Raw genomic sequence first — 15,318 nt, 5'->3', positions numbered from 1 at the left:
CCCGCCGTCGCGCAAAGCCGCAAATACCCTTGAAACGCCTCCTGCCCTTCGGCTTGCCCTCCGGACCGCGCGGAGGCGAGAGGCCGTTTCGCGAAGGCCTCGACCTTGCCGGCGCTGACGCACCGCGTCCGCCACCCTGCTTCAGATCTTGTGACGTTGCTGCTGGGGCTGCACGTCTACTCCACAAGATCGAGCCGGGCCGAGCTGTCGGTGCCGGCATCGTCGGGCGGCGTAGCCGCCAAGGTCCGAGATCCGCCGCGCGGGGAAGTTTCCCGGCCGGCCCGGAACCGGTTTGACCTCTTGGAAATCGTCCGATGAGCAGAGTCGCGCGTATTGGTGCGCAGAGCAGCGCGTATTCGTGCGCAGAGCAAAGTGTCGCGCGGGGGTGGGGGGCCTCGTTGCGCGAGAGTCGCGGCACGCGCCGGTCTTGTGCGGTGGTCGCGTGGTGTCGGCGGTCGGGTGTGGTTGCGGTTGTGGAGGTCGTTGCCCGTACCGGCAAAGGTCTAGCTGTTGCGGTGGTGTTTTTTGACGAAGGTGTAGCCGGGCTCGAGCGGGGCGTCTATCTGCTCGTTGTCCAGGGCTCGCTGGTACTCCGACAGCTGCTTCTCGGAGGGCTGGGCGCCGGGTGGCAGCTTGCGGACGAAGCCGTGGACCCAGTGGTCTCGGCGGTCTGCGGCGTTGGGTGGGTCGGCCGGCTCGACCAGCGGGGCGTAGAACAGCATCTCCACCGGGTCGGCGCCCTCGGCGGGCGGGAAGGACGAGTCGCCGCTGCCGGTCACCCGGGTGACGTAGCCCTCCCGGATCAGCTGTTCGACGGCGTTCTTGAGCAGGAACGCGCCCTTCGCGCCCCGGCCCAGGCCGGCCTTGGCGGCCACCTTGGCCTCGGCGAACACCGCGCTGCCGTCGTCGAAGACCCAGCCGTGCTTGCACACCGCGTGCAGCACCCGGCTCCAGTTCGAGGTGCCGGCCTCGAACTCGCGGGTGACGACCTTCGGGTCGTACTCGTGGAAGTAGTCGACCCCATCGACCGAGACCGGCTCGTCCAGCGGCGTCGTGGTGGCGACGACCGTGTTGTCGGCGGCGTGCCAGGTGACCGTGACCTGCACGCCGGGCCGCAGGTCGCCGGGCCAGACCACGCCGGTGAACTGGCCGTCGCGCAGCGACGTCTCGAACGTCTCCCGGGTGGCGGCCAGGCCGTGCACGCGGTGTTCCAGCACGACCGGCACCGCGTCGAGGTGCCGCAGGTTGTCGACGCACTCCTCGGGGGCGGCGCAGATGCTGCCCTGCAGGTCAGCCCGCCACAGGGCGAAGCGCCGGGTCGCGGTCCTCATCACCGAACCTTAACGAAATGCCAGAGTGCGACGGAGGGGACTCCGGACGCGGCGGCGGCGATGGCGGCCGGCGCCAGTTCCATCAGTGACCAGGGCCAGACATCCCACGGGCCGGTGGTCAGGTCGTCGGGCAGGCCGTCGCGGACCTCGGGGCCGGGGGTGCGGGGCTCCTCGAAGCGGCGCAGCTCCAGCCTGCGCGGGAGGGCGGCGTTCACGTAGTCGCTGGCCCGGTGCCGGTAGGACGGGATCAGCTGCGGCTCACCGGCCGTCGAGCGCACGTGCGGCACCGAACCGAGTGTCACCCACTCGTGGTGGATGTCGGTGACGATCAGGTGGCCGCCCGGCCGCAGCACCCGGGCCAGTTCGGCGAAGCCCGGCCGCAGGTCGGGCTGGTGGGCCAGGGCCAGGGCGCAGACCGCCAGGTCGACGTGGTCGTCGGGCAGCGGCAGCCGGTCGAGGTCGCCCGCCCGGAAGTCGCCGTCCGGGATCCGCAGGCGGGCGTGGGCAAGCATGTCCGGGGAGCTGTCGACGCCGATCACCCGGTGCCCGCGCGAGGCGAGGTAGGCCGCGTGCCGGCCGGTCCCGCAGGCGGCGTCGAGCGCGACCCCGGCGGGGAGCGCATCGACGATCTCGTGGACGAACGGCTCCTCGATCGCGAACAGGCCGTTCCCGGGCTGGTCATAGGTCTCCGACCAGATCCGGTAGCCGGCCACGGTGTCGACCGCCGCCACTTCGACGCCGTCCGCGGCCAGGTCGAGCAGCCGGCGGATCTCGGCGACCCGATCCTCGGCGAAGGCCCGGTCGTGGTCGCCGTAGTAGGACCGCAGCAGCGCGACCCCTTCGATCCCGAGCAGATAGTGCAACGGATGCTGATAAATCATGAGATGTCCAAGATGCCGTAGCGGGCCATGATCGCGGCTCGGCGCACGCGGTTCACCGTGGTCACCCGGCGCGCGACGAACAGGCCGTCGATCAGCGCCCACACCCCGAGGCCACCCAGCGTGAACAGCATCGCGATCGACCGGCCGGTGTCACCGAGATAAAACCGATGACCCCCGAAAACCCCAAGACAGACCCAGATGGCGTACGCCGCCCGGCGGTCCTTTTTCACCGAGGAGTACTCCGCTTCGGCTCGCAGCACCCGCAGCCGTTCCCACTCGGGCAACTCGACCGGCTCGGCGACGCTCACGGGAAGAAACGATAGCCCGGGACCGAGCGGCCCCGGGCATCTCGTCGGGTCAGCCCAGTTTCAGGTTGAGCTTCTTGGCGCCCTGGGCCGGGATCGCCACCTTGGTGGCCGCGTCGATGTCGGCGGCGTCCTTGTACCAGCCCCGGACCGACGGGCCGCCGTCCTGGTAGTAGCTCCAGTCGACCTTCACCTTCTGGTCGCCGGCCAGTGGCATCTCGTACGCCCCGCCCGGGCCGGCCAGGTAGGCGTCGAACGTGCCCATCTGGTCGCCGGTCACCGCGTTGAACGCGTGGATCCGCCAGTTGGGCACCGGCGCGGTCACCTTGCCCTTGAGCGACGCGGTGGTGCGCGGGGTGAAGTTGTAGGTGGTGCTGCCGCCGGCGACGACCGGGACCGGCTCGGCCTGGAAGCGGTTGCCGTTGTGCCCGGACCACTCGCGCGGATAGTTCCGGGAGCCGAACAGCAACGGCCAGCCGTACGGTCCGAGCTTGTCGATCGTGTAGACGCCGTGCTCGTCGGTGTCCGTGTCCCAGCCGGGCCCGGCGTCGCCCCAGGCGCTGAAGGCGACGTTGACGTCGGCCAGCGGTGCGCCGGCCGCGTCGGACACCACGCCGGTGATCGTGCCGGGCTTGTCGAGCAGGACGGCCGGGGCCGTGCTCGTCCGGCCGGCCTTCACCTTGATCCGGGCGGCCGCCTTCTGGTCGCCGGTGCCACCGGTGGTGCCGACCCACTGGTGGCCGTAGCCGTCCGGGGCGACCGCGAACATCTCGTACGTCCCGGGGGCGATCGAAACCGAGGTGACGTTGCCGGCCTCGTCGGTGCAGTTGCCGTAGCCGTCGCCCAGCCCGCCGTGGCCGAGTTCCCGGAAGATGCCGCAGGCCTGCTCCACGGCCGCGCCGCTGGCGTGGTCCTTGGCGGTGAACGAGACCCGCCCGCCGAGGACCAGCGTGACGGTCGCGGTGGTGGCCTGCTTCGCGGTGACGGTCACCGACTGGGACTGCGACGACAGGTAGTACGAGCTGGAGTCCGGGGTGACGTACAGGTCGTAGACGCCGGACGACAGATCGTCGACGGTCACCGAGGAGCCGGTGCTGCAACCGTCGCCGCTGCTGTCGCCTGCGCTGACCCAGACGCAGAAGTTGCTGACCGGGGCGCCGGTCGTCGCGTCGACCGCGTTGACCACGACCGACCCGCCGGTCAGCCAGGTGTCGTCGACGGTCACGTCACCGCCGGACCCCACCTTGATCACGGTGGCGTCGGCCTCCCCGCCCTTCCCGTACGCCCACTGGGTGCGCTGCCAGTCCGCCGTGCGGAAGGCGACGCGATAGTCGCCCGGCTCGATGCCGTCGGCACTCCAACTGCCGTCGCTGCCCGTGGTCGCCGAGTAGTTCATCCCGTTGTCCTGGTCATCGGTGAGGATGTCGGCGGAGTACCCGGCCTTGGCCGCGCCGTCCTCGCCGAGCAACCGGCCGTGCAGCGTGCCCGGGGTGATCAGGGAGTCGTCGGCCGTGGTCGCCTCGCCCGCGACGACCGTGAACCGGGTCGCCTGTTGCTGGCTGCGCACGCTGGGGATCCACTGGTTCGGGCCGCCGTCGACGTAGAACGACACGGTGTAGCCGTCGCCGGCGATGACCTCGCCGAACGTGTAGTGGCCGTCGGCGTCGGTGACCGCCCCGCCGACCATATCGGGGCCGCGGTGCAGGTCGAGCCAGGTGTCGGCCAGCGGGGATCCGTCGGCCTTGGTGAGCCGGCCCGCCATCGTGCCGGTCGGCAGCTTGCTGTCGTCGACCGTGGTGGTCTGCCCGACAGCGACGGTGTAGACGGCGGCGTCGGCCTCGCTGACCGAGCCGACCGCCCACTGCTTGGCACCCTCCCAGGTGAACGCGACCCGGTAGGTGCCCGGGAAGACGTCGATCGACCAGTTGCCGTCCTCGGTGGTGTAGCCGCCGACGGCCGCGGGCGCGTCGACGCCGTACGCGGTCACGTTGAAATAGGACGGGCTGCCGGTGAAGTGGCCGGCGATGGTGCCGGTGGCCGGCTGCTGCTCGTTGACCGTGACCGTGCCGCCCGAGGCGAGCTGATAGACGGTCGCGTCGGCGCTGGTGCGCCGGCCCGGCGACCACTGCTGGAGGTTGTTGAAGTCGAACTGGAGCTTGATGCCGCCGGCCGGCAGCCCGGTGAACCGGTAGTGGCCCTGTCCATCGGTGAACGCCCAGGCCAGCCACTCGTCGTCGGCGGTGTAGGCGGTGACGTAGGCGTCGGCGATCGGACTGCCGGCGATGGTGGTGAAGTCGCCCTGGACCGTGCCACCGGCGGCGGCCGCGGCGGGCGCTGCAAGAGCGCCCGCTACGACCAGGCCGGTGACCACGGCATAGCCAAGACGAGCCAGAGTGAATCGGCCCATCACATTTCCCCCGTGTATCGATGCGTTGGCAGGATCGTAGCCCCGCATCGACAAATGGAAACAGGCCTATTTATTCAAGGGTGAGGTCCACGTTCTCGGTGCCGTCGGCCGGCACGATGACCGGGGTGTCGTAGGTGCCCTTGCCGTGCAGCGAGTCGGTGTCGTACGTCCAGTCCAGCCTCGCCGTCTGCGGACCGGTCAGCGGCAGCCGGTAGGTCCCGCCCGGCCCGGCCGAGTAACTGTCGAAGGTGCCCACCAGGTCACCGGTGACCGCGTTGAACGCGTTGAGCCGCCACTGCGCGTCCGGCGCGGCCGGAACGGTCACCGTGCCGGCGAGCGCCGCCGACGTCCGTACGGTGAAGTTGTAGGTGGTCGCGGTCCCGGCCACGACCGGAACCTTCTCCGCCTCGAACCGGTTGCCGGTGTGCCCCGACCACTGCCGTGGGTAGTCGTAGTTGCCGAACAGCAGCGGCCACTCGTACGGGCCGAGCCCGGTGATCAGGTAGGCGCCGTTCGAGCCGGTGCGGGTGCCCCACGACGGCCCGGCGTCACCCCAGGCGCTGTAACCGACGTATGCCCCGGACACCGCGGCGCCGGACGGATCGGTCACCACCCCGCTGATCCGGCCGGCCGGGTCGAGCCGCACGGCCGGGGCGGCGACGGTCGAGCCGGCCGTTACCGTGATGCGCGCGGCCGCCTGCTGGTCGCCGGTGCCGCCGCTCGTGCCGACCCACTGGTGGCCGTAGGTGGTGTTCGGGGCCACCGCGAACACCTCGTACGTCCCGGGCGCCAAGGTCTCGCTGACGATCTTGCCCTGCGCGTTGGTGCATTCGCCGTGCCCGTCGAGCAGGCCGCCCCGGCCGAGCACCTGGAACATCGGGCAGATCTCCCGGACGGCCTTGCCGGTGGCCCGGTCGGTCGCGGTGATCGAGACCTTGCCACCCTTGCTGACCGGCACCGAGATCGTGGTGGTCGCGCCCACCGCGAGCGTCACCGGAACCCCTCTGGCCTGCAGGTAGTACGAGGTGCTGGCCGGCGTCACCTGCGCGTCGAAGGTGCCGGCCACCAGGTCCGGGATGGACACCGAGCTGCCGGTGCTGCAGCCGCTGCCGTCGGTGGGCGTGGCGACCCAGACGCAGAAGTTGCTGACCGGGGCGCCGGTGGTCGCGTCGACCGCGTTGACCACCAGGGTCGCGCCGGGCACCCAGGTGTCGTCGACAGCGGCGTTCTGGCCGGGCTCGACGGTGATCACGGTGGCCTCGGCCTGGGTGCTCTTCCCGTACGCCCACTGGGTGCGGCTCCAACTGGGGGTGCGGAACGAGATCCGGTAGTCGCCGGGCAGCACCTTGGGCACGCTCCACTCGCCGTTGCTGCTGGTGGTCGCCTCGTAGAGGACGCCGGTCCCCTGGACCTCGACCGCGTAACCCACCTTGGGGGTGCCGTTCGGGTCGGCCAGCCGCCCGTGCATGGCCGACGGCCCGAGCAGCGCGTCGTCGGCCGTGGTCGTCTCGCCGGCGACCACAGTGAACCGGCGGGCCTTGGCCGGGTCGAGCGTGCCGGCGATCCACTGGATGACGCCGCCGACGTCGAACGACACGGTGTACCCGTCGCGGGCCAGCGTCTCGCCGAACGAGTAGGTGCCGTCGGCCGTGGAGAGCACGTAACCGAGTTCCTCGTCCCCGTGGTGCAGGGTCATCCAGGCCCCCTCCAGGGGCGTGGACCCGTCGGGCTTGGTGAGCCGGCCGGAGATCGTCCCGGTGGGCAGCGCGGTGTCGTCGACGGTGACGGTCTCGCCCACCGCGACGGGATAGGTGGTCGCGCCGGCCTCGGCCGGTGACCGCACCGCCCACTGCGTCACCGCGTCCCAGCGGTAGCTCACCCGGTACGTGCCCGGGTAGACGTTGAGCGCCCAGTCACCGTTCTCGTCGGTGTAGCCGGTCACGTAGTCGGTGCCGCCGACCACGACCACGCTGGTCTGCGGTCGGTCCAGATGGCCGCCGATCCGGCCGGTGGGCAGTTGCTGCTCGTCGACGGTGACCGCGCCGCCCGCGGCGACCTGATAGACGGTGGCGTCGGCGATGTTCCGCTTGCCGGGCGCCCACTGCTCGCGGCCCGCGTCGTCGAACTGGATCCGAACCCCACCGGCCGGCACGTCGGTGATTTCGTAATGGCCCCGATAGTCGGTGCCGGCACCGGCCAGCCACGCGCCGGTGGCCGAGTAGGCGTTCACGGACGCCCACGCGATCGGTTGGTTGTCACTGCTGGTGAAGTCGCCCTGGATGGTGCCACCGGCGGCGGCCGACGCGGGTGCTGCGAGAGCACCTGCGGCGACCAGGCCGGCGAGCACGGCATAGCCAAGACGAGACAGCCGGAAGCTGCTCATCGAATTCCCCCGTGTGTCGTGTTGCGGTGGCGAGATGGTAGCCCGCCGCATCGACGTGCGTCAGCGCCTCAGGGTGAGAATCAGATCGACGACCAGGGCGGTCCAGCCGGTCTGGTGCCACGCTCCGAGGCCGGCGCCGTTGTCGCCGTGGAAGTACTCGGGGAAGACGATCAGGTCTTTCCAGTCGGGGTGTTGCTGGAGGATCTCGTTGGCGCCGTAGATCGGCCGGTGGCCGTTCTCGTCCGGCAGGAACAGTGAGATGAGCCGGCGGGACAGGTCATTGGCCACTTCGGACAGTGGCACCTTCTGCTGCGAGCCGGTCGGGTACTCCACCATCAGGTCGTCGCCGAAGAACGCGGCGAACTCCCGCAGGGCCTCGACCAGCAGGTAGTTGACCGGCATCCAGACCGGGCCGCGCCAGTTCGAGTTGCCGCCGAACAGGCCGCTCGTCGACTCGGCCGGCTCGTAACCGACGGTGAAGTCGGAACCGCCCAGCGACACCGTGAACGGTTTCTCCAGGTGTGACCTCGACAGAGTGCGGATCCCGTACTCCGAAAGGAATTCCTCCGGATCGAGCATCCGGGCCAGGATCCGCAGCAGCTGGTCCTGGCCCACCATGGACAGCAGCCGCTGCTGGCGGCCCTCGGCCGACAGCCGGCGGGCGCTGATCACATCGGCCATCTCACCCTGCGAGTGGCGCAGCCAGCGCAATCGCGCGTTCAGCTCGGGCAGGCGGTTGAGGGTGGCCGCGGTCAGCCGGGTGGTGGCCGCGAGCGGCAGCAGGCCGACGATCGACCGGGCCTTCAGCGGCAGCTTGTGGCCGTCCGGCAGGCGCAGCTGGTCGTAGAAGAAGCAGTCCTCGTCGTCCCACAGGCCCTGCCGGTAGGCGGCCTCGGCGATGTAGGCGAAGTGCTCGAAGAACTTCGTCGCCATGTCCTCGTAGGTGCGGTCGTGCAGGGCCAGCCGGATCGCCATGTCCAGCAGGTTCAGCGCGTACATCGCCATCCAGCCGGTGCCGTCCGACTGCTCCAGCACGCCGGCGACCGGCAGGGCCGCGGACCGGTCGAACGGGCCGACGTTGTCCAGGCCGAGGAAGCCGCCCTCGAAGACGTTGTTGCCGCCGACGTCCTTGCGGTTGACCCACCAGGTGAAGTTCAGCAGCAGCTTGTGCATGACCCGGGCGAGGAAATCGAAGTCGCGCCCGCCGTCAATTTCAAAGACCCGAAGAGCAGCCCATGCGTGTACGGGCGGATTGACGTCGCCGAACGCCCACTCGTACGCCGGGATCTGGCCGTTGGGGTGCATGTACCACTCGCGGAGCAGCAACAGCAGCTGGGACTTGGCGAAGCCGGGGTCGACCCGGGAGATCGAGACACAGTGGAACGCCAGGTCCCAGGCCGCGTACCACGGGTACTCCCAGGGGTCCGGCATGGAGATGACGTCGAAGCTGTTCATGTGCCACCAGGCGTTGTTGCGCCCGTAGCGGCGGCCCGGCGGGGGTGGCGCCGAGCCCTGATCGCCGGTCAGCCACTGCTTCACGTCGAAGTGGTAGAACTGCTTGCCCCACATCAGCCCGGCGATGCCCTGCCGGGCCACCGCGGTCTCCTCGGCCGACGCCTCGGGCGGGATGATCTCGCCGAAGAACTCGTCGGCCTCGCCGGCCCGGTCGCGCATCACGGCTTCCCAGCCGGCGCCCAGGTCCAAATTCGACGGATCCTCGAAACCCTCACCCTGGGTGAGACGAAGCCGGAGGGTACGGGTCTCGCCCGGCCCGAGGGTGATCTTGTAGTGCAGCGACCCCTTGGTGCCGACGCCGGCCGGGTTGACCGTGGGCGCCCCCGCGACCACGTGGTCGTTGATGCCGTCCTTGGGATAGGTGCTGGTGCCGGGCTGGCCCCACAACCGCTGCGCGTTGGTCTCGTTGTCGCAGAGCAGGGTGGACGCGTCGCCCTCGCCCTCGAGGGTGAGGTGGCCGAGCGTGCGGTGCCGGCCGGCGAGACGGCCCGGGGTGCCGGTGAGCGTCGGCTTCGGCCGGTTGGCCGGACCCCACGACCAGGTGTTGCGGAACCACAGCGTGGGCAGCACGTCCAGGGTGGCCGGCTCGGGACCGCGGTTGGACACGGTGATCGCGATGCACATGTCCTTGGGACCGGCCTTCGCGTAGTCGACGGTCACCGCCCAGAACCGGTCGTCGTCGAAGACCCCGGTATCGATCAGCTCGTACTCCGACGACTCGCGCGACCGGGTGCCGTTCTCCCGGACGATCTGGTCGTACGGGAACTCCTTCTGCGGGTAGTGGTAGCGCCAGCGCATCCACGAGTGGGTCGGCGTGGAGTCCTGGTACCACCAGTAGTCCTTGGCGTCCTCGCCGTGGTTGCCGCCGTCGCCGCCCAGGCCGAACATCCGCTCCTTGAGGATCGGGTCGTTGCCGTTCCACAGCGCCAGCGCGAAGCAGAACGTCTGCCGGTCGTCGCAGATGCCGCCCATACCGTCGTCGTTCCACCGGTACGCTCGGGACCGCGCATGATCGTGCGGAAAGTAGTCCCAGGCCGTGCCGTGCTCGCTGTAGTCCTCGCGGACCGTGCCCCAGGCGCGTTCGGCGAGATAGGGGCCCCACGAGCGCCACGGCTGCTCACCGGAATCGGCCTGCGCCAGCCGTACGCGCTCCGCCACGCCGTGACTCACCCCCATAATCTGATTCTCACCGTCGCGTGTTACGTCTGTTGACAACAATTGATTCTGCCCGACAACTGGAGGTCATCTGATGGCTACGGTGCGTCGCCTAGCTTTCGGATCTCAGGTGTGCGGGAACATCACCGAGGGTGCGGCCCGCGAATGGCTCGTACCCGACGGTTGCGGTGGGTATGCGATGGGCACGGTTTCCGGTCTGCGTACCCGGCGTTACCACGGTTTGCTGGTTGCCGGGCGGAAACTCGGCCTCACCGCGCTCGACCCGATCGTCACCCTGCCGTCCGGCGCCACGGTCCGGCTGGCCACGCACGAGTGGTCGGACGGGACGATCGCCCCACGCGGGCACGAACTTCTCGCCGGCTTCGAGCTCGTGGACGGCCTCCCCCGCTGGCGCTGGCGGATCGGCGACGTCGTCATCGAACGCGAACTCGCCATGATGCACGGCCGCCCGGCGGTCGCCGTCGTGCATCGCCTGCTCACCGGCGGCCCGGTCGGCCTCTCCCTGGAGGCCCTGGTCACCTGGCGGGACGCGCACAAGGAGCGGACCGCGGACGGTCCCCCGCCGGCCGTCGAGCCGGTCGAGGGCGGGTGCGTGGTCGAGGGCGCGTTCCGGTTGCGCGGCCCGGAATTCCAGGCCGGCGGCGCCTGGTGGCTCGGGGTGCGACACCGGGCCGAGGCGGCCCGAGGGCTTCAACCCATCGAAGATCTTTGGTACGCCGGGAGCTTCCACGCCGAGCTGCGGCAACCCGGATCGACGGCTTCGGTGTCGGCCTGGGCATCAGGTCTCGACGATCCGCCGCCACCCGCGCCCGAGGTCGTGCTGGCCGCGCGGCAGCGCAGCAAGGCCGTGGTCGCCGCGGCCGCCCCCGCCGACAACGCCCAGGCCACCCTGGCCCTGGCCGCGGACGCCTTCGTGGTGCGCACCGCCGCCGGGCCCGACGTGGTGGCCGGCTATCCCTGGTTCGGCGCCTGGTCACGGGACACCATGCTCAGCTACGAGGGCCTGTTCCTGTCCACCAACCGATCGAGCGAGGGCCGCGAGCTGCTCCGGTCGTACGCGGCCACGCTCTCCGAGGGCATGCTGGCCAACACCGCCGACACCGGCCGCGTCGAGTACAACACCGCCGACGCGACCCTGTGGTTCCTGCACGCGGTCGGCCGGCACGTGGCCGTCACCGGCGACTTCGACCTGGCCGCCGAGCTGCTGCCGGCCCTGCTGGACGTGGTCGACCACCACCTCAAGGGAACCCGCTACGGCATCGGGGTGGACCCGCTCGACGGCCTGCTCCGGCAGGGCGCCGAGGGCAAGGCGCTGACCTGGATGGACGCCCGGGTCGACGGGGTTCCGGTCACTCCCCGGCACGGCAAGCCGGTCGAGATCAACGCGCTCTGGGTGAACGGCCTGGCCACCGTGATCAAACTGGCCTGGCAGGCCCGCACCGGCGCCGGCTCGGCGGTCCGCGCCCACCCGGAGGCCCTGGCCGGCTTCGCCCGCCGCTTCCCGGCACCGACCGGCTGGCTGTACGACGTCGTGGACGGTCCCGACGGCGACGACCCGGCCATGCGGCCCAACCAGCTGCTGGCCTGGTCCCTGCCGTACGCGCCGCTGCGCCCCGAACCGGCCACCCTGCAGGCGATCGGCGCGGCCCTGATGACCCCGCTCGGCCTGCGCAGCCTCGCCCCCGACGAGCCCGGCTACCTCGGGCGGCACCGCGGCGACTCGGCGGCCCGGGACACGGCCTACCACACCGGCACGGTCTGGCCCTGGCTGACCGGCCCGTTCGTCCAGGCCTGGCACCGGCTCGGCGTCTCGGCCGACCAGATCCTCTCCGACACCGACGACCACCTGGGCGAGTACGGCCTGGGCTCGGTCTCGGAGACCGCCGACGGCAACGCCCCGCACGTGGCCACCGGTTGCCCGTTCCAGGCCTGGTCGGTAGCCGAAACCCTGCGCGCCCGCCGCCTCTAGCCGTTGCCGCCGCCGTTGCCGTTCCCGCCGTCGGCCGGGGTCGGCTCGAAGGTGGGTTCGGTCGTCGGCGGCGTGGTGGTCGGCTCGGTCGTGGTCGACTTCGTCTTGGTCGGGCGGTAGGTCGGCCGGGTGGTCGGCTTCTTCGTCACGGTGGGTGCGGTCGTCGGCGCCGGGGTCGTCACCGTGGGTGCCGCGGTGGCGGTGGCGCTGCCCGGCGGTCGCAGCGAGTACAGAACACCGCCGTCACCGACGATGTAGAGCCCGGTCTCGTCGCCACGGGAGGCCGCATCGAACTTCTCCCCCGTCCGTGACTCCCACAGCACGTTGCCGGTGGCGGGGTCGAGCCCCACGATCCGGCCGTCCGGGAAGGCGACGTCGACCCCACCGGCCCGCACCACCGGGAACCCGGCGCCCGCCCCGGTCGCCGCGGTCCGCCAGCGCTTCTCCCCCGTCACGACGTCCCAGGCCCCGACCGACCCGTCGGCGCCCGCTCCGTACAGCGTCCCGGCCGCCGCGTAGATCCTGGTCAAGGTCGTTCCGTCGGCCTTGATCACCGGCAGCAGCTCGCCGTCGGCCAGCCGCACACACCGCGCGGTGCCGTCGGCCAGCGCCACGCAGGCGGCGTCGCCCGCGTCCACCGGCCCGCCGCTCGCCTTGCCCACGGCCGGTTTCCACAGCTGGGTGCCCTCGGCGTTGACCCCGTGCAGCCGCCCGTCCCCGCCGGCGACGATGCCCACCCCGCCGATCACCGTGGGTGGATAGCTGACCTCGCCGACCTGCACCCGCCAGCGGCCGTTCCCGGTCGGCGAGCGATATCCGTAGAGAATCCCGTCCTGGCCACCGACGAACACCCGCTCGGAGTCGACGATCGGCCGCGCCACGATCGGGTTGCCGGTGCTCCGGCGCCACACTTCGCGGCCCTTGGCGGCGTCGATCGCATAGACCCCGCCGTCCCCGGTGACCGCGTAGACGACCCCGCCCACCACCCGGGTCGAGGCCCGCAGCCCGTCCCCGAGCTTGAGCTCCCAGGCGGCCCCACCGTCCGACCGCCGATAGGCCCGCAGCGTCCCGTCCGCCCCGCTGACGAACACCAGCTCGGCCCCGACGGCCGGCGGCTCGCCGGCCCCCACTCCGGTCGCCGTCTTCCAGACCACCGTCGCCACAGCCGCGGCCGGCGCGGAAGCCTCGCTTGTCGCGCTCCCCGCCGCCGGCGTGGCCCCACCGCCACGGTCCTTGGGCCAGAGCACGATCGCGCTCACCGCCGCCACCGTCACCAGCACGGCCGCGAACCCACCGATGATCGGCCACTTCACCGACCGCTTCCGCGCCGCCTGCGCCGGCGGCGGCCAACTCCTCGATGCCGTGTCACCCGGCGGCACGCTCAGCGGTATCGCACCCGAACTCACACCCTCCCGCTGCTGCGGAGACACCCCGTTGCCGGTCCCGCCGTCGCGGCCCGGCACCTGCGCCGACCCGGAAACCCGCGCCGACGGGAGCCCGGGCCCACCCGGGCTCAGCGGCCGAACATGCGCTCCCGCAGCGTCCGAAAACGACGACGCGGTTCCGCCGGCCAGGTTCCGCGGTCCACCGCCGCCCGGCGCAGCTCCGCCCGGGGACCCGTAGGCCGGCGCGGCCCCGCCCGACCCACCACCGCCCGGAGCCGCTCCACCCGGCGACCCGTGGTTTGGCGCGGCCCCGGCCAGCCCGCCACTGCCCGGAGCAACTCCACCCGACGAGCCGTAGGCCGGCGCCCCGGCGCCGGAGCCCGGCGCCCCCGCCAAGCCCGCGCCCGAGATGCCTGCGGCGGCTGCGCCTGCCGCTGCCGCACGCGCGGCTTCGTTTCCGGGTGCGCCCGCATCGGCATGACCGGCACCCGTGCCTCGACCCGGCGCGGCACCGCCCGCGCCGCCGGCCCCGGCCAGGCCCGCGGCGCCTGCCGCCGCACCACGGGCCACGGGCACTCCGCCCGAACCCGCCACGCCCGCGACCGCACCGGCCGCGGCTGCGGCTCGGCCGGCCGACGCGGCTGCATTCGCCGGGCGGGCGCTGGCGATCCGGGGTGGGGCCGAGGAGATCGGGGCGGGTTGCTCGCGCAGGGTGCCCTCGGGACCGCTCAGGCGGGCGGCGCCCAGGGCGATGCCCAACTCGGGCTGTTCGTCGGAGGCGGCCGGGCGGCCGAAGGCCTCCTCGACCAGTGAGCCGACCAGCGGGATGCGGGCCGAGCCGCCGGCCAGGACGATGCAGCGCAGGTCGGCCGGTTCCACCGAGGCGGAGCGCAGGGCTCGGCGCAGGGCGGCGATCGTGTCGTCCAGGGCCGGGGAGATCAGCGACTCGAACTCGGAGCGGTGGATGCGCACCCGGGTGTGCAGGCGGGGCAGGGCGACGCCGATCTCCGCTTCGGTGTCGAAGGAGAGGCTCTCCTTGGCCTCGACGCACTCGCGGCGCAGCCGGGTCAGCGCCTCGGTGACCGTGGGGTCGGTCAGGTCCATCTCGGCCAGGTTGGGGCCGAGTTGCTCCCGCACGTACTCCAGGATCGCCTCGTCGAAGTCGATGCCGCCCAGCTGCTCGACGCCCTGCGGCTCGCCGAGGACGTCGAAGCCGGTGGCGGTCTTGCGCAGCACCGCGGCGTCGAAGGTGCCGCCGCCCAGGTCGTACACCGCGATGGTCTCGCCGACCGCGACCCGCGCGGTGCTCGCGTAGCGCACCGCGGCCGCCTCCGGCTCGCTCCGCAGCGTGACCTGCCGCAGGTCGGCGAGCTGCGCGGCCTGCTGAAGAAGCTCTCGTTTGTACGGACCCCAGTTGGCCGGGTGGGTCAGCACGATCCGGCTCGGCGGCCCGCCCTGACCGTTCGCCACCATGGCCGTGACGTGCCGCAACACCCGAGCGGTGAGCGCGTGCGCGGACATCGGCGTGCCACCCAGCATGATCGGCACCGGATCGCCGAGCCGGCGCTTGAACTCCCGCGCCAGCCGGGTCGGCTCACCCTCCCCGCGACGCTGCGCGGCGTCCCCGACGAGCACCTCACCGTCGGACCGCAGGAAGACAAGCGAGGGCATTTCCGGACCGCGCCCACCAAGCCGGACGGTCTCCACCACACCGTCGACATTGGTAGCCGCGGCGGTGTAGGTGGTACCGAGATCGACTCCGAGGCCGTACTCCCCCATCCCCCGAATGCTAGGAGCACCCCACCACCCACCGAAACGCTCCGCACAAAAGCCGACACCCTCCGCGTCCAAAGATCCGCCGTTCGGGCGTGCCCGTCCTCGATCCGCTCCCGCCCCTCAGCCTTACGGCCAAATCCCCACCGGTCCGGCGCGGACCGCCGCCTGCACCCTCACCCCCGCAGCCCAA

The 15,318-nt window shown here is 71.7% G+C and carries 8 protein-coding genes; 1 reads left to right on the top strand and 7 read right to left on the bottom strand.

Going from position 1 to position 15,318, the window contains the following annotated elements; all coding sequences use genetic code 11:
• Window positions 1-503 precede the first annotated feature (503 nt).
• The 6 genes from Ate02nite_RS20935 to Ate02nite_RS20910 form a co-directional block, all read right to left on the bottom strand.
• Complete coding sequence (locus tag Ate02nite_RS20935; protein ID WP_203808045.1) at window positions 504-1,331, bottom strand: hypothetical protein; 828 nt, start codon at window positions 1,329-1,331, stop codon at window positions 504-506.
• The gene (locus Ate02nite_RS20930; RefSeq protein ID WP_203808043.1) at window positions 1,331-2,212 is read right to left on the bottom strand and encodes a class I SAM-dependent methyltransferase; all 882 of its coding nucleotides are present in this window, start codon (window positions 2,210-2,212) and stop codon (window positions 1,331-1,333) included. The genes Ate02nite_RS20935 and Ate02nite_RS20930 overlap by 1 nt, the downstream gene beginning before the upstream one ends.
• Window positions 2,209-2,520: a TM2 domain-containing protein gene (locus Ate02nite_RS20925; RefSeq protein WP_239147557.1), complete on the bottom strand. Its 312-nt coding sequence runs from the start codon at window positions 2,518-2,520 to the stop codon at window positions 2,209-2,211. Before Ate02nite_RS20925 ends, Ate02nite_RS20930 begins: the two co-directional genes overlap by 4 nt.
• A gap of 49 nt (window positions 2,521-2,569) precedes the next feature.
• Window positions 2,570-4,924: a carboxypeptidase-like regulatory domain-containing protein gene (locus Ate02nite_RS20920; protein ID WP_203808041.1), complete on the bottom strand. Its 2,355-nt coding sequence runs from the start codon at window positions 4,922-4,924 to the stop codon at window positions 2,570-2,572.
• A gap of 70 nt (window positions 4,925-4,994) precedes the next feature.
• Window positions 4,995-7,307 carry a carboxypeptidase-like regulatory domain-containing protein gene (locus Ate02nite_RS20915; protein ID WP_203808039.1) on the bottom strand — a complete coding sequence of 771 codons (2,313 nt, stop codon included), beginning with the start codon at window positions 7,305-7,307 and terminating at the stop codon, window positions 4,995-4,997.
• A gap of 60 nt (window positions 7,308-7,367) precedes the next feature.
• Window positions 7,368-9,992, bottom strand: coding sequence for an MGH1-like glycoside hydrolase domain-containing protein (locus Ate02nite_RS20910; RefSeq protein WP_354263187.1), 2,625 nt, complete (start codon window positions 9,990-9,992; stop codon window positions 7,368-7,370).
• Between the two features lie 88 nt (window positions 9,993-10,080).
• Between Ate02nite_RS20910 and Ate02nite_RS20905 the strand changes: the two genes are divergently transcribed.
• Entirely contained in the window at window positions 10,081-11,967 is a 1,887-nt protein-coding gene (locus Ate02nite_RS20905; RefSeq protein WP_438871236.1) for an amylo-alpha-1,6-glucosidase, read from the top strand.
• Here the strand turns inward: Ate02nite_RS20905 and Ate02nite_RS20900 are convergent.
• Window positions 11,964-15,131 carry a hsp70 family protein gene (locus Ate02nite_RS20900; RefSeq protein ID WP_203808033.1) on the bottom strand — a complete coding sequence of 1,056 codons (3,168 nt, stop codon included), beginning with the start codon at window positions 15,129-15,131 and terminating at the stop codon, window positions 11,964-11,966. The genes Ate02nite_RS20905 and Ate02nite_RS20900 overlap by 4 nt on opposite strands.
• Window positions 15,132-15,318: the final 187 nt, after the last annotated feature.

It is taken from the genome of Paractinoplanes tereljensis (assembly GCF_016862435.1).
GTDB classification, from domain to species: domain Bacteria; phylum Actinomycetota; class Actinomycetes; order Mycobacteriales; family Micromonosporaceae; genus Actinoplanes; species Actinoplanes tereljensis.
The sequence above is the reverse complement of the archived record's forward strand: the minus strand, read 5'-3'. Positions and strand labels throughout refer to the sequence as shown.

Excerpts from the sequence above, each read along its gene's own strand:
- Ate02nite_RS20935 (WP_203808045.1), bottom strand. The coding sequence starts at position 1,331 with ATGAGGACCGCGACCCGGCGCTTCGCCCTGTGGCGGGCTGACCTGCAG.
- Ate02nite_RS20930 (WP_203808043.1), bottom strand. The coding sequence starts at position 2,212 with ATGATTTATCAGCATCCGTTGCACTATCTGCTCGGGATCGAAGGGGTC.
- Ate02nite_RS20920 (WP_203808041.1), bottom strand. The coding sequence starts at position 4,924 with ATGGGCCGATTCACTCTGGCTCGTCTTGGCTATGCCGTGGTCACCGGC.
- Ate02nite_RS20915 (WP_203808039.1), bottom strand. The coding sequence starts at position 7,307 with ATGAGCAGCTTCCGGCTGTCTCGTCTTGGCTATGCCGTGCTCGCCGGC.
- Ate02nite_RS20900 (WP_203808033.1), bottom strand. The coding sequence starts at position 15,131 with ATGGGGGAGTACGGCCTCGGAGTCGATCTCGGTACCACCTACACCGCC.